The organism is Mycobacterium alsense, assembly GCF_002086635.1.
Classification (GTDB): Bacteria; Actinomycetota; Actinomycetes; order Mycobacteriales; family Mycobacteriaceae; genus Mycobacterium; species Mycobacterium alsense.
Window position 1 is genome coordinate 194,525 of record NZ_MVHD01000002.1, and the last position, 11,971, is coordinate 206,495.

Below are 11,971 nucleotides of genomic sequence, written 5' to 3' on the forward strand. Positions count from 1 at the left end.
GCATGACCACCGACATTCGTGTTCTCGACAACGAGGAGGAGCTCGTCGCCGCGGCCAACGTGTTTCGTGCCGCCATGATCGGGTTCCCGCCGCTGTCGAACCTGGAGCCCGGCCAGATCGGCAGGCTGCTCGAACCGGGCCGCACGATCGGGGCGTTCGTCGACGGCCACCTCGTGGGCACCGCCGACGCCGTGACCAGCCGGCTGTCGCTGCCCGGCGGCGCGACCGTCGGCCATGCGGCCGTGACACACATCGGGGTCCTGCCGTCGTACACCCGCAAGGGCATCGCCACCGACCTGATACATCACCAGCTGCGCGACATCTCGGCGCGCGGCGAGGTGGTCGCGACGTTGCGCGCCTCGGAGGCGCCCATCTACGAGCGGTACGGCTACGGCGTGGCGAGTTCATCGCAGACCGTGGAGGTCCGGACGGCACGGGCGGCGCTACGCCCCGGCGTCGGCGCCGGCGGCCCGGTGCGGCTGCTGGACGGGGGCGAAAAGTGGGAAGCGCTGCCCCGGATCTACGCCGAGAATCGCCCGTCCCGCCCCGGCACCATCGACCGCCCCGAGGTGTGGTGGGAGGCCGTGCGCAAGCGCAGCGGATCCTCCTCGGCCCCTTCGTATGTTGCGGTACACGGCAAGCCCGGAGCCGAGTCCGGGTTCGTCCGTTACCGCCCCGTGGACACCGAGGCGTGGTTCGTCAGCGACCAGCGCACCATCGCCGTCGAGGATTTCTTCGCCCCCACCACGGACGCCTACCTGGGGCTGCTGCGTTTTCTGCTCGGGCTCGACCTCATTGACCGCGTGGTGTTCTGGATGCTGCCGATCGACGATCCGCTGCCCTGGCTGCTCGTCGATCGGCGCGCGGCGCGCGTGACCGCGGTGCACGACGAAACCTGGCTGCGGGTCGTCGACGTGCGAAAGGCGCTGGCGGCGCGGGGTTATGCCGGCGATGGCGCGGTGACGATCTCCGTCGATGACCCGCTGGTGCCGGGCAATTCGGGCAACTTCACCATCAGCAGCGACGGTGCGGAGCCCACGGACCGGCCCGCTGCGCTGCACATCGGCGTCGAGGGCCTGGGTGCCGTGCTGCTCGGCGGTACGACATGGCGTGGCCTCGCCGTCGCCGGGCTGGCCGGGGCCGACGACCCGGCAGCGCTTGCCTCGGTCGATCGCCTCTTTGCGGTGCCCGAGGCGCCGCACGCGGGGTTCTTCTTCTGATGATCGCGATCGTCGGGGCGGGGATATGCGGCCTCGCGGCCGCCTACGAGTTGTCGCGTCGCGGAGAGCGTCCGATGGTGCTCGAGCGCGGCCGGCCGTTCGCCGAGCAATCCGCCGGCCTGGCCCGCATTTTCCGCGTCGCGCACCGGCGCCCCGCGCTATGCCGGCTGGCGATGCGTGCCCGCGATGGCTGGCGGCGCTGGGAGGCCGAACTCGGCGCCGGGCGCCTGCTGGGTTCGGAGGGCTTCGTCGCCGCCGGCGCCACCGAAAACACCGCCGCGGCAATGGCCGCCGCCGGCGCCGACTTCTCCTGGCTGGACCGGTCGGGGATCACGGCGCGCATCCCCTTCGTCGCCGCGCCCTGGGAAGCCGGGGTGTTCGATCCGCTCGGCGGCAGCCTGCGCATCCGCCGCGCGCTGGTCGCCTTGGCCCGGCACGCCGACATCGTTCGGGCGGCGGTCGTTTCGGTCGCCGACGACGGCGCGGTCACACTCGCCGACGGCAGCGTCGTACGCGCGGCGCGGGTGCTCATCTGCGCGGGTGTTCAGACGCCGACGCTCTTCGGCCCGCTCGGCGTCGAGTTCGGCCCGCACACCCGCTTCACCTACGAGGGTCCCGCCAAGAACACAGCAGCCGGCGCCGCGTGCCTTTCCGCGCCCGAGGGCTACGGGTTGCCCCTCGGCAGCACCGGCCGCTGGGCGTTCGGCCAGGAGGTGCCGGACCCCGCGACCGTGCGCGCGCTGTTCCCGTCGCTGAGGCCCGTGGACCGGGTCGACTGCTTCACGGCGCGCGCCCCATGGCTGGACTCCGGCGGCGACGGCTGGACGGTGGCCCGGCGCGGCCGCGTCGTCGCATTCGTCGGCAGCAACCTGATGAAGTTCGGGCCCCTGCTGGGCCAGCTGCTGGCCGCTGCCGTGCTCAGCGACGAGCTGCCGGGCGAGCTGACGACGGTCTAGTGGGAACGCGGGCACCCCGCGAAACCAATTGCGTGGCAACGGAGTCAGTTATTTGTCCGAGCGCAGTTGCGGCTGCGGCAGCTTCTCACACAACTCGGCGAGGGTGGTGCGCAGCTCGGCCAGCCGCTCGGCGCCGATGACGGCCTCCACCTGCGCATCCAGCCAGGAGCTAACCGCCAGGGCGTCGGCCAGCAGATCCAACCCCGCTTGCGTGTAGCGCACGATCTTGGCCCTGCCGTCGTGCGGGTCGGCAACGCGCTCGACGAAGCCCAGGTCTTCGAGCTCCGACACCACCTGGCCGACGGCGTTGAGCGACACATCCTGGGCCCGCGCGATGTCGCTGATCCGGCTGCCCTCCCAGGCCAGGAACACCATCAGCCGGGCGTGTGCGGGCCGCAGCCTGTTGTAGCCCAGCGCCTGACCGCGGGCCAGGCTCGCGCGCGTCATCCACTCACCGAAGTCGATCGCGTGGCGCTGCAGCGAGTTCGATTGGAACTGATGCAGCCGGCGCTCGCTGGGCCGCGATCGCCTCCGAGCCGCACTCAACGTAAATCACACCTCCGAAACGCGGCCTGGCCTGATTGGCGACGTTACCGTGCCCCGGAGGCTACCTCAGCCCGCCCATTGCCGGCACAAACCCCTTACTTAGTGAAGGCTGCTTCACTACACTGTCGACCATCGTCTTTTTCGTCCACGCAAGATATCGAAGCCCCGCGGGTGACCGCGCCGTGAAGGGACGCCACGAACGATGATCGATGAAAAGACCCACTATGGCGCCGAATACGCGTTCGTACGGGGACCGGACCCGGCCTGCTCGAACTTTGCCCGGCTGGATGACGTGCAGCGGCAACACCGGCCTTTCCTGCACGCCGAGGAGGCCGACGGTTACTGGGTGTTCACCGACCATGATGTGATCCGCGAGGGCCTGCAGCATCCCGAACTCTTCTCGAACCGCGTCATGGTGCCGATCGAGCCGGACCCGCAGTACAAGTGGATCCCGATCATGCTCGACCCGCCCGAGCACACGAAATGGCGGCACGTGCTGGGCCTGTACTTCTCGCCGGGTCGGACCAAGGCGCTGGAAGACGAGCAGCGAGCCTTCGCCATCGAGCTCATCGAGAAGGTCCGCGACCGCGGGTCCTGCGACTTCTACCGCGACTTCGCGGCCGTCTTCCCGACGACGATCTTTCTGCAGATCATGGGCCTGCCGATCGAAAAGCTGCCCGATTTCATGGTGTGGGAGGACAAGATCCTGCACGCCACACCGGAAAACGACCCGGACCATTCGCGGGGGGTCGAAGCCATGATGGAGGTCGTCGGGTACTTCGGCGAATTGATCGCCGCCAAGCGGGCCGACCCGCGATTGCGGGCCGACGACATCGTCAGCAACGCCCTCGACTGGCGCATCGACGGGGAAGCGCCGTCGGACGCCGATCTCCTGTCGTGCATGCTGTTGCTCTTCATGGCGGGGCTGGACACCGTTGCGTCGCAGCTGTGTTACTCGTTTTATCACCTGGCCACGCACCCGGGTGACCGCCAGAAGTTGGTCGCCGACCCGTCACGAGTACCACAGGCGGTGGAGGAACTGGTTCGGGCCTACCCCATCGTGCAGACCGCCCGGATCGCGACCCGGGACATCGACTTCCACGGCTGTCCGATCAAACGGGGCGACATGGTGGCTTTCCCGCTCGCCATGGCCAATCGGGATCCCCACGAGCACAGTCGCGGCGGCACCGTCGACCTCGACGCCCCGTCGCCGCGGCATATCGGTTTCGGTGCCGGCCCGCATCGCTGCCTCGGCTCGCACCTGGCGCGCCAGGAGATGACGGTTGCGTTGCAGGAGTGGCACCGGTTGATCCCCGACTACGAAATCTCGGACGAGTCGGCGGTTTCCGAACACACCGGCGGGGTGTTCGGCATCGATCGGCTGCCGCTGAGGTGGGACCCGTAGCGGCGATCCAAGCCGCGCCGAAACGCCGTCCGGGGTTGACACCACCCTGCGAAACTGGTGAAGATACCTTCAGTATTAGCCCCCCGACTCGAGGCGGCCCGATGATCCTTGCCGGCGAGTTCCCAGTGCCCCCGGCCACCCTGCATCCCGGCGGCGTGTGGTTCTTCAACTGGATCGTTCCCATCATCGGAAGCGTCTTCATCGTTCTCGTCATCGCCGACGTGATGCGCCGTCGGCGGCTCACCTGGGGGTTTCTGTTCCTGTTCAACAGCATGGCGATCTACTGGATGGAAAGTCTGGGCGACTGGGGCCAAATGCTTTATTACAGCCCGGCCTTCGCCCGTCACCACCTGTTGGAGTGGCTGCCCCTGAAGACGCCCCACGACCCACTGTTCATGCCGTTCGCCTATGCGGTGTATTGGGGCGTGCACGCGCTGCTGATCCTTTGGCTGAGCCAGTGGCTGAGCACCAAGACCGGCTGGAGCATGCTGAAATCCGTTCTGGTGCTGGCCGTCCCGGTCAACTACGCGTGGGACTTCACGGTCGAGGGCTCGGCCACCGCACTCGGCTGGTGGACCTACGATCCCGGCATCGGTTTGGTCCTGCAATGGGGCAGCGGCGGTCGCATCACGCTGTTGTGGACGATCGGGCTGATGTGTCTTTGGCCCAACCTGATCGCCTACTGGGCCGGCAAGCCACCCATCCGCGGGCTCAACCACCTCGAGCGGTTCTGCCGGCTGGACCGGTTCACCGTGCCGAAGCGGGCGGACAGCCCGCGGCCATCCGCCACGGGCGCAGGCGCCACGGCGGTCGCGCTCGCGCCTACGGCGTCGCGGCTGACCAAACAGCAGGAGTTCGACGGTTACCTGAACTACGAGGTGACGATCCCGCGCTGGCGATTCGAGGTGCTGCGGCTTGCGGCCTGGTTCGTCGGATTCCAGGTCAGCTTCTTCGTCTACCTGACGCCGCTGTTGATCATGCGCGGACTGACCGGCGCCGAAAGCCCGTACGTCCCATAGCCGCTGGTGTCGGGGCGAGTTGACGTGTTGACAGCACAACTACATTTTAGTGAAGATAGCTTCACCGTTTCGCTGCCCGAAGGGAGCGGCCCATGTTGCTAGCGGCACAAGGCCCGGTGCCACCGGCCACGCTGCATCCTGGCGGAATATGGTTCTTCAACTGGGTCATCCCGATCGTCGGCGGCTTGGTCATCGTTCTTGCGATAGCCGATGTCGTCCGGCGCCGCCGTTTCACGTGGGGATTCCTGTTCCTGGTCAGCAGCATGAGCATCTACTGGGGCGAGACCATGGGCGACTGGGGTCAGATGCTCTACTACAGCCCCGCCTTCGCCCGCCACCACATGCTGGAGTGGCTGCCGCTCAAGACGCCGAACGATCCGCTGTTCATGCCGTTCGCGTACGCGATCTACTGGAGCGTCCACGCCGTGCTCGTGCTGTGGCTGAGCCAATGGATCGGCAAGCGCCTGGGATGGAGCCTGCTCAAGGCGATGCTGGTGCTGGCCGTCCCGGTGAACTACGTGTGGGACTTCACCGTAGAAGGCACCGCCAGCGCGCTGGGCTGGTGGACGTACGACCCGGGAATCGGTCCGGTGCTTCAGTGGGGCAGCGGCGGGCGGATCACCCTGCTGTGGACCATCGGGATCATGTGCGTGTGGCCCAACCTGATCGCCTACTGGGCGGGCAAGCCGCCTATCAGGGGGCTCAACCACCTCGAGCGATTCCTCCGCCTGGACCGGTTCACGTCACCCAAACCCGTCGCCGGTGAGCCGGAGGTGTCCCCCGCGCGGCCGGGCACCACCGCCACCGCCGTCGCGGTCGCCGAGGCGCCGGCGCGACGCACCAAACAGCAGGAGTTCGACGACTACCTCAACTACCGCGTCACCATCCCCCGTTGGCGTTTCGAATTGATGCGCCTGGGGGCCTGGGTGTTGTGTTTCCAGGTCAGTTCCATTGCCCTGATGGGCATCCCGCTGCTGCTCGTGCGGACCCTCACGGGCGCCGAAAGCCCTTACATTCCATGAAGCGAAGGGACACCGAACCTCGTGGCTGACACCTCAGATCACTCGCGTCGACACCCCCACGAGCTGCCGCCGGAATACTTCCTGCCGCCGGCCACCAACGCGGCGCTGTGGGCCGAAACCGTCAAGCTGGTCGCCGGCTCGTTCGCCTTCATCCTGGTGCTGGCGATCGTCGTGGTGCTCACCCAGGGCATCGTCATCAAGGTCTAGCCGCGCGGCGCCGCAGCCGCAGGCGCCTAACGTGATCTCTTGCGCCGCATGACCATTCGCGAGAGTCGCCCCACGGCGCCGGTGGTCCTCAGCCGTGCGGAGCCTCGGAGATCTTGGTGTCCGGCTTGCCCACCGTCTGGCAATACGTCATCGCCGACAACCGGGTCGCCGTGATCTCCACGTTGGTCGGATCAGACCCGCTCTTGTCCTTGAGCATCTTGCTGACCTCTTCGTTCTGCTTCTTCTCGTCCTGGGTGGTGAAGTCCTTGCACTTGGTGTCGCCGCCGGTGTTGACGATCTGCGAGGCCGAACACGCGCCGGACAGCAACGCGGCGGCCGCGATCGTGGCCGCAGCAATTCGCTTCATCATTTGCCCTCCTGGGTCGAAGTCGTGATATCTGTTCACCAAACGACCGTATTTCAAACCCCATGCGATTTCGCGCCGGCAAATGGCGTATTTACAACGCCACCGCGGCTATAGGAGGCCGCGCAACGTCTCGATCAGCTTGATCCGCTCGGCGGCGGTGCCCGCGATGGGCGCCACGTTCAGGGTGGTCACCCCCGCCTCACGGAAGGCCGCCAGGCGTTCCTTGACGAACTGGGGGCTGCCGATCAAGTTCACGTCGCGCACGAGTTCGTCGGGCACGACCTTGGCGGCGCCGTCCTTGTCGCCGGCGAGGTAGAGCTCTTGGATCCGGTCGGCCTGGGGGCCGTACCCGTATTTGGTGGCCAGCGTGTGGTAGAAGTTTTTGCCCTTGGCGCCCATTCCGCCGATGTAGAGCGCCAGGTGCGGTTTGACGAATTCCCGTAGCGACTCGACATTTTCGCCGATGGCGAGGACCGGGCCGGCGAATATCTCCAGCTTCCCCAGCCGGGGATCCCGGTTGGCCTGACCCGCGGCCAGCGCGTCTCCCCACACGTCGCGCGCCTTCTCCGGCAGATAGAAGATCGGCTGCCAGCCCTCGGCGACCTCGGCCGCCAGCTCGACATTCTTGGGGCCCAGCGCGGCCACCAGGATCGGGATACGTTCCCGCACAGGGCGATTGATGAGCTTGAGTGGTTTCCCGAGTCCGGTCCCCTGTCCGGCGGGGAGCGGAATCGTGTAGTGCTTGCCTTGGTGTTGCAGCGTTTCGCGGCGCCACACCCGACGGCAGATGTCGATCACTTCGCGGGTGCGTGCGATCGGCGCGTCATAAGGGACCCCGTGGAAACCCTCGATGACCTGGGGGCCAGACGCGCCGAGGCCCAGCGTGAACCGGCCGTCGGAGACGTAGTCGAGACCGGCGGCCGTCATCGCGGTCAGGGTCGGCGTGCGCGTGTACAGCTGCAGGATGCCCGAGGCCAAATGAACCCGTTGCGTGCTGGCGGCCAGGTAGCCCAGCGCGCTCACCGCGTCGAACGAATACGCCTCGGGGACAAAGACGATGTCCAACCCGGCGCGTTCCAGGTCGGCCACTTCGGCGGCGACCTCCTTGAACCCGCCCGCGTAATTGATTCCCAACCCGATCCGCATGCCCAGATCCCCCTACGCGCCGGCGAACTGCTCGGCCAGCTCGAGGGCCTCGTGCCGGATCCGGTCGAACTGGGCGCCCATCGCCTCGGCCAGGGCCTGCGCGCCGGAAAGCGGCCGGACCATCACCATGAAGTCGTCGATCAGGCCGGCATCGTCGAAGTGCAGGAAGTCGCAGCCCATGACGGTCACACCGGGCACCCCGGCCAACCCCGCTTCGAACACGAGCGCGTGGTCGCGCCCACCCGGGTCGGCGATCTCGCGGACATACCGAAAGTCCTCGAACACCCGCATCACACCCCGCAGGATCGCGGCGGTGATCGGCTTACCCACGTAGGGCTTGAACGCCACCGGGCTGGTGAACACCACGGTGTCGGCCAGCATCGCCTGGATCGCCGCCTCGTCCCGGGCCTCGACCGCCGCGCGGAACGGATGCTTGGTACTCAGGAGACACCTCCGCGTTAGTCAACTTGTTGACGTGTCGCTGCGTGATGCGGTGTTGGCCGCGCTCCTCGAGGGCGAGGCCTCCGGATACGACCTTGCCAAGGGCTTCGACTCGTCGGTGGCCAATTTCTGGATGGCCACCCCGCAACAGCTCTATCGCGAGCTTGACCGTCTCGCCGGCGAAGGCCTCATCCGGGCCCGCGTCGTGCACCAGGAACGCCGTCCCAACAAGCGCATGTTCTCGCTGACCCAGGCGGGGCACGAAGCGATCCGGCGGTTCACGTCCACCGCGCCGAAGCCGTCGGTGATCCGCGACGACCTTGCGGTCAAGGTGTTGGCCGCCGACGCGGGTGACGCCCGGGCCGTCCGTGACTTCATGGTCGAACGCCTGCGATGGGCGAAAACCAAGCTGCAGCGCTATCAGCGGATGCAAGCTCGCATGCTCGGCGGCCGCGGCGAGGAGGAATACCTTGCCGGGACCGAACGCGTGGGCCCCTACCTGACGTTGCTGCGCGGAATATCGTTCGAAGAAGAAAACATTCGGTGGGCCGAGCGCGCGCTGACCATCCTCGAACAACGCCTCGCGGACCGGCCCTGAACGCGCGGCTCGACGGCGCCGCGCTGCCATGAGTTGCTGGGGACACCAAATGAACCGCCCAACAATGTGATTGGTCGTCCGGCGGTGGTCCTCAACGGGCCCGCGGGCCATCGGCTACCGTCGGTTCAGTGTCAGAGGCTTCCGGTAGCGACCGAATCGACGATGTCACCCCCGGCGACCTGATCGTCGTCCACCGAGGCCGCGGCGAACGGACCTACAAGGTGATGTTCAAGGACCTCAGCGACGACCGCTGGCTCGTCACGCTCGACGGCGCGGAGGGGGAAGCCTTCCAGCTCGACCTCGCGCCCGGCACCACGGTCAAGCGGTCCCTCGCCGCGAAATGGGAATCCGCGCAAAGCCCGACGCCGAACCCCGAAGGTCGAGACGCCGTCGGGCCTTGACTGGTTCGGCCCGCATGGACACGATTGCCGCAGGGCGTGGCCGGCGCTGGTGGGAGGTGGAATGGCCGACATCACCATCCTGATCCGTGCTGACCACGATTGGTTTCGCGAACAGTTCGCCAGGCTGGACTCGCTGCGGCCGCAGGCGGCCAACGACTCCGCGCTCGAGCGGGTGTGGCGCCCGCTCGCCGACAAGCTCGACGTACACGCCTACATCGAGGAGAAGATCTTCTACCCGCAGTTGCTCAAGCGCGGCACCGACGATCCGGAGGGCGAAACACTCGATGCCATCGGCGATCACAACGACATCCGCGACGGGGTGCGCGACGCCAACGCGGCGCGGGCCGGCACCGACGAGTGGTGGGCGGCCGTCGACCGAACCCGGGCGGCGAACGACGAGCACATGAGCGAGGAGGAACGGGACGGGCTGCCCGACTTTCGCCGCAGCGCCCCGATCGGCCTTCGCGAAGCCCTCGGGCGGCAATACAGCGAATTCATGGCCGAGCATCCCACCACCGAGGGATTGCCGATCGTCGACCGCGACCCCGAGGGTTACGTCGAGAGCGTCGAGGACGCCTCGCCATCCGGGCGCACGGACTTCTCGCTTCGCATCGGCAGCCTGAAGGGCCAGTGAGAGCCATGGCGTCCACCGACAGCGACGTCCTGGCGATCACCCAGCTGGTCAATCTCTACGGACTGGCCGTGGACAGCCGGCGCTGGCAGTTGTTCGACATCGTTTTCGCCGCCGATGTCGTGGCGGACTACGGCGCGTCATCGCGGTGGACCGATCTCGAGCGGTTCAAGGCCGACTTCGCGGCGTATCACGATCCGTTCGACTCCACCCAGCACACCATGTCCACGCACGTGGTCCACGTCGACGGGGACCGCGCGCACAGCTTTTGCAACGGCGCCTGGCGCCTGGTGCGAAATGCCGCCGACGGCGGTGCGCTGTGGGACGGCACCGGCTGGTACGACGACGCCTGGCTACGCACGCCCGGCGGCTGGCGAATCACGCGCCGAACGTGCCGCATCGCGTGGTGGACCGGTAACCCGGCCGTCAACGAAACCATCCCCGGGGTGAGGTTCGATCTGACCACCTCGGTGCTGCGGCGCGAAGCCGACGCCGGGCGAATCGGTGTGCTCGGGCCCACCCGAGCCGGTTGAGGCCGCTTGGCCGACGGGTGGTTAACTGCGACCGTGACCAGGGAACCGGAGTTGGCGCGCCGCTTCTTCGATCGATACGAGCCCGTGCACGGCGTGACGTACTTCGCGCCGGAGTCGCGGGCGGCGTTGGACGCCCTGGGGTATCGGGGTTTTTGGATGGGCTACTTCGCCGCTCGATCGGCACCGCTGGGCACCGTGGCGCGGGAGGTCGTGGCCGCCGTCTTCTACAACTTCGCCCCCGAGCGCGTCGCCAAGGCCCTGCCCGCGGCGTGGGAGATCGCCGGCCCCGAGGCCGCGTTGCGCGCCCGGGAGGAGTCGGCGGTGGCGGCGCTGCGCCGGTACGGAATCACCGCGGATGACGACGTGACCACCGCGGCCGCGCTGGCGGGCAAGGCGGCGCGCGCGGCTCCGGCGGACGGAAGACCGCTGTTCGCTGCGAATCTGGCGTTGCCCTGGCCCGAAGATCCGCTGGCCACGCTGTGGCACGCGACCACGCTGCTGCGCGAGCATCGCGGCGACGCGCACGTGGCGGTGTTGGCGGCCGCCGGCATCTCGGGGCGGGAGTCCAACGTGCTACACGCCGCGGCGGGCCGAATCCCGCGCGACTACATCGCCCGCACCCGTGACTACGACGAGGCGGAGTGGCGGCGTCACCAACAGCGCCTGGCCGCGCGCGGCCTGCTCGACGATGACGGGTCCCTGACCGCGGCGGGCCGGGAGTTGAAGGACGACATCGAATCTCGCACCGACGCGCTTTCCCTCTCGGCGCTCGACGCGCTGTCCGACGACGAGGTGGAGACGCTGTTCCAGGCCCTCACCCCGATCACCCGGGCCGTGGTCGCGGGCGGCGATGTCCCCGCCTCCACCCCGATGAGCCTGCGCCGCGACGACCTGGGCGACGGCGGTGCACATCTGGGCAACGCCTAGTGTGTGGCGCCGACCGATTGTGCCACAACGGCATCCATCGGCGGTCCCGCCCCCTCGGTCATGTCGCGGTCGGCCACGGCGGTGGCCGTAGCGGTGCCGTTGCGGATCGTCCCGACGATGTCGACTCGGTCGTTGATCGCGAAATGCGCACTGGCGGTGGCGCGTTGGATGCCGTTGCGGGTGATGAAGGCGGTATTCGGCGTGACAAGATACGTCTGGGTGTATCCGTTGGCGCTGCGCGCGGTGACCGAGTCCGCCGACACCGCGACGATCTTCCCCTGCTGTCGCACCGGCTGGGAGGCCGGCGTTGGCTCCAAAGTCCCTGCCACCGTCCGCTTTTCGGGTGTGGAGTTGGTCAGCAGCGCGGCCAGGATCGCCGTGCACAGCAGCGCGGTGAAGGCGATGTCACACGCAGCCGCGGCGGCGGAGATGGTGCGTCGCGCGCTTCGACCGGTCGGAGACCGCCTTTGCCCCGACGGTTCGCTCATGCAGTGCTTGGCATCCACGGTCGGTCCTTCCGGCGGTTTTGCGCCGAGATCCGTCGACACCTAC

The 11,971-nt window shown here is 67.8% G+C and carries 16 protein-coding genes; 11 read left to right on the top strand and 5 right to left on the bottom strand.

Features of this window, described 5'->3' with window-relative positions; all coding sequences use genetic code 11:
* The first annotated feature begins 2 nt into the window (after positions 1–2).
* Both BST11_RS02325 and BST11_RS02330 read left to right on the top strand, forming a co-directional pair.
* Complete coding sequence (locus BST11_RS02325; RefSeq protein ID WP_083136398.1) at positions 3–1,220, top strand: GNAT family N-acetyltransferase; 1,218 nt, start codon at positions 3–5, stop codon at positions 1,218–1,220.
* Positions 1,220–2,176 (top strand): NAD(P)/FAD-dependent oxidoreductase, encoded by a 957-nt coding sequence (locus BST11_RS02330; RefSeq protein WP_083136399.1) that lies wholly within the window; start codon positions 1,220–1,222, stop codon positions 2,174–2,176. Before BST11_RS02325 ends, BST11_RS02330 begins: the two co-directional genes overlap by 1 nt.
* A gap of 48 nt (positions 2,177–2,224) precedes the next feature.
* Here the strand turns inward: BST11_RS02330 and BST11_RS02335 are convergent, their stop codons facing one another.
* A complete protein-coding gene (locus BST11_RS02335) occupies positions 2,225–2,623 on the bottom strand; it encodes a MarR family winged helix-turn-helix transcriptional regulator (protein WP_244897452.1) in 399 nt (132 codons plus the stop codon).
* A gap of 301 nt (positions 2,624–2,924) precedes the next feature.
* On the opposite strand from BST11_RS02335, the gene BST11_RS02340 reads away from it, so the two are divergent.
* From BST11_RS02340 to BST11_RS02355, 4 genes are all read left to right on the top strand, one after another.
* Positions 2,925–4,127, top strand: coding sequence for a cytochrome P450 (locus BST11_RS02340; RefSeq protein ID WP_083136400.1), 1,203 nt, complete (start codon positions 2,925–2,927; stop codon positions 4,125–4,127).
* A gap of 101 nt (positions 4,128–4,228) precedes the next feature.
* Positions 4,229–5,146: a hypothetical protein gene (locus BST11_RS02345; RefSeq protein WP_158086761.1), complete on the top strand. Its 918-nt coding sequence runs from the start codon at positions 4,229–4,231 to the stop codon at positions 5,144–5,146.
* A 92-nt stretch (positions 5,147–5,238) separates the two neighbouring features.
* Positions 5,239–6,168, top strand: coding sequence for a spirocyclase AveC family protein (locus tag BST11_RS02350; protein ID WP_082958124.1), 930 nt, complete (start codon positions 5,239–5,241; stop codon positions 6,166–6,168).
* 21 nt (positions 6,169–6,189) lie between these two features.
* Positions 6,190–6,375, top strand: a complete 186-nt coding sequence (locus tag BST11_RS02355) for a DUF7156 family protein (RefSeq protein ID WP_067317557.1) — start codon at positions 6,190–6,192, stop codon at positions 6,373–6,375.
* Positions 6,376–6,463: 88 nt separating this feature from the next.
* On the opposite strand, the gene BST11_RS02360 is transcribed toward BST11_RS02355, so the two are convergent.
* The 3 genes from BST11_RS02360 to BST11_RS02370 form a co-directional block, all read right to left on the bottom strand.
* The gene (locus tag BST11_RS02360; protein WP_083136401.1) at positions 6,464–6,745 is read right to left on the bottom strand and encodes a hypothetical protein; all 282 of its coding nucleotides are present in this window, start codon (positions 6,743–6,745) and stop codon (positions 6,464–6,466) included.
* 105 nt (positions 6,746–6,850) lie between these two features.
* Entirely contained in the window at positions 6,851–7,888 is a 1,038-nt protein-coding gene (locus BST11_RS02365; RefSeq protein WP_083136402.1) for an LLM class F420-dependent oxidoreductase, read from the bottom strand.
* A 12-nt stretch (positions 7,889–7,900) separates the two neighbouring features.
* Positions 7,901–8,332 carry a nuclear transport factor 2 family protein gene (locus BST11_RS02370; RefSeq protein WP_264010358.1) on the bottom strand — a complete coding sequence of 144 codons (432 nt, stop codon included), beginning with the start codon at positions 8,330–8,332 and terminating at the stop codon, positions 7,901–7,903.
* A 31-nt stretch (positions 8,333–8,363) separates the two neighbouring features.
* Here BST11_RS02370 and BST11_RS02375 point away from each other — a divergent pair, with 31 nt between their 5' ends.
* The 5 genes from BST11_RS02375 (at position 8,364) to BST11_RS02395 (ending at position 11,419) form a co-directional block, all read left to right on the top strand.
* Positions 8,364–8,927 carry a PadR family transcriptional regulator gene (locus tag BST11_RS02375; RefSeq protein WP_083136404.1) on the top strand — a complete coding sequence of 188 codons (564 nt, stop codon included), beginning with the start codon at positions 8,364–8,366 and terminating at the stop codon, positions 8,925–8,927.
* Between the two features lie 128 nt (positions 8,928–9,055).
* Positions 9,056–9,328, top strand: a complete 273-nt coding sequence (locus BST11_RS02380) for a hypothetical protein (RefSeq protein ID WP_083136405.1) — start codon at positions 9,056–9,058, stop codon at positions 9,326–9,328.
* A 61-nt stretch (positions 9,329–9,389) separates the two neighbouring features.
* A complete protein-coding gene (locus BST11_RS02385; protein ID WP_083136406.1) occupies positions 9,390–9,962 on the top strand; it encodes a hemerythrin domain-containing protein in 573 nt (190 codons plus the stop codon).
* Between the two features lie 5 nt (positions 9,963–9,967).
* Positions 9,968–10,492 (top strand): nuclear transport factor 2 family protein, encoded by a 525-nt coding sequence (locus BST11_RS02390; RefSeq protein ID WP_083136407.1) that lies wholly within the window; start codon positions 9,968–9,970, stop codon positions 10,490–10,492.
* 33 nt (positions 10,493–10,525) lie between these two features.
* Complete coding sequence (locus BST11_RS02395; RefSeq protein WP_083136408.1) at positions 10,526–11,419, top strand: SCO6745 family protein; 894 nt, start codon at positions 10,526–10,528, stop codon at positions 11,417–11,419.
* On the opposite strand, the gene BST11_RS02400 is transcribed toward BST11_RS02395, so the two are convergent.
* The gene (locus BST11_RS02400) at positions 11,416–11,907 is read right to left on the bottom strand and encodes a type 2 periplasmic-binding domain-containing protein (protein ID WP_083136478.1); all 492 of its coding nucleotides are present in this window, start codon (positions 11,905–11,907) and stop codon (positions 11,416–11,418) included. The genes BST11_RS02395 and BST11_RS02400 overlap by 4 nt on opposite strands.
* Between the last annotated feature and the right edge of the window lie 64 nt (positions 11,908–11,971).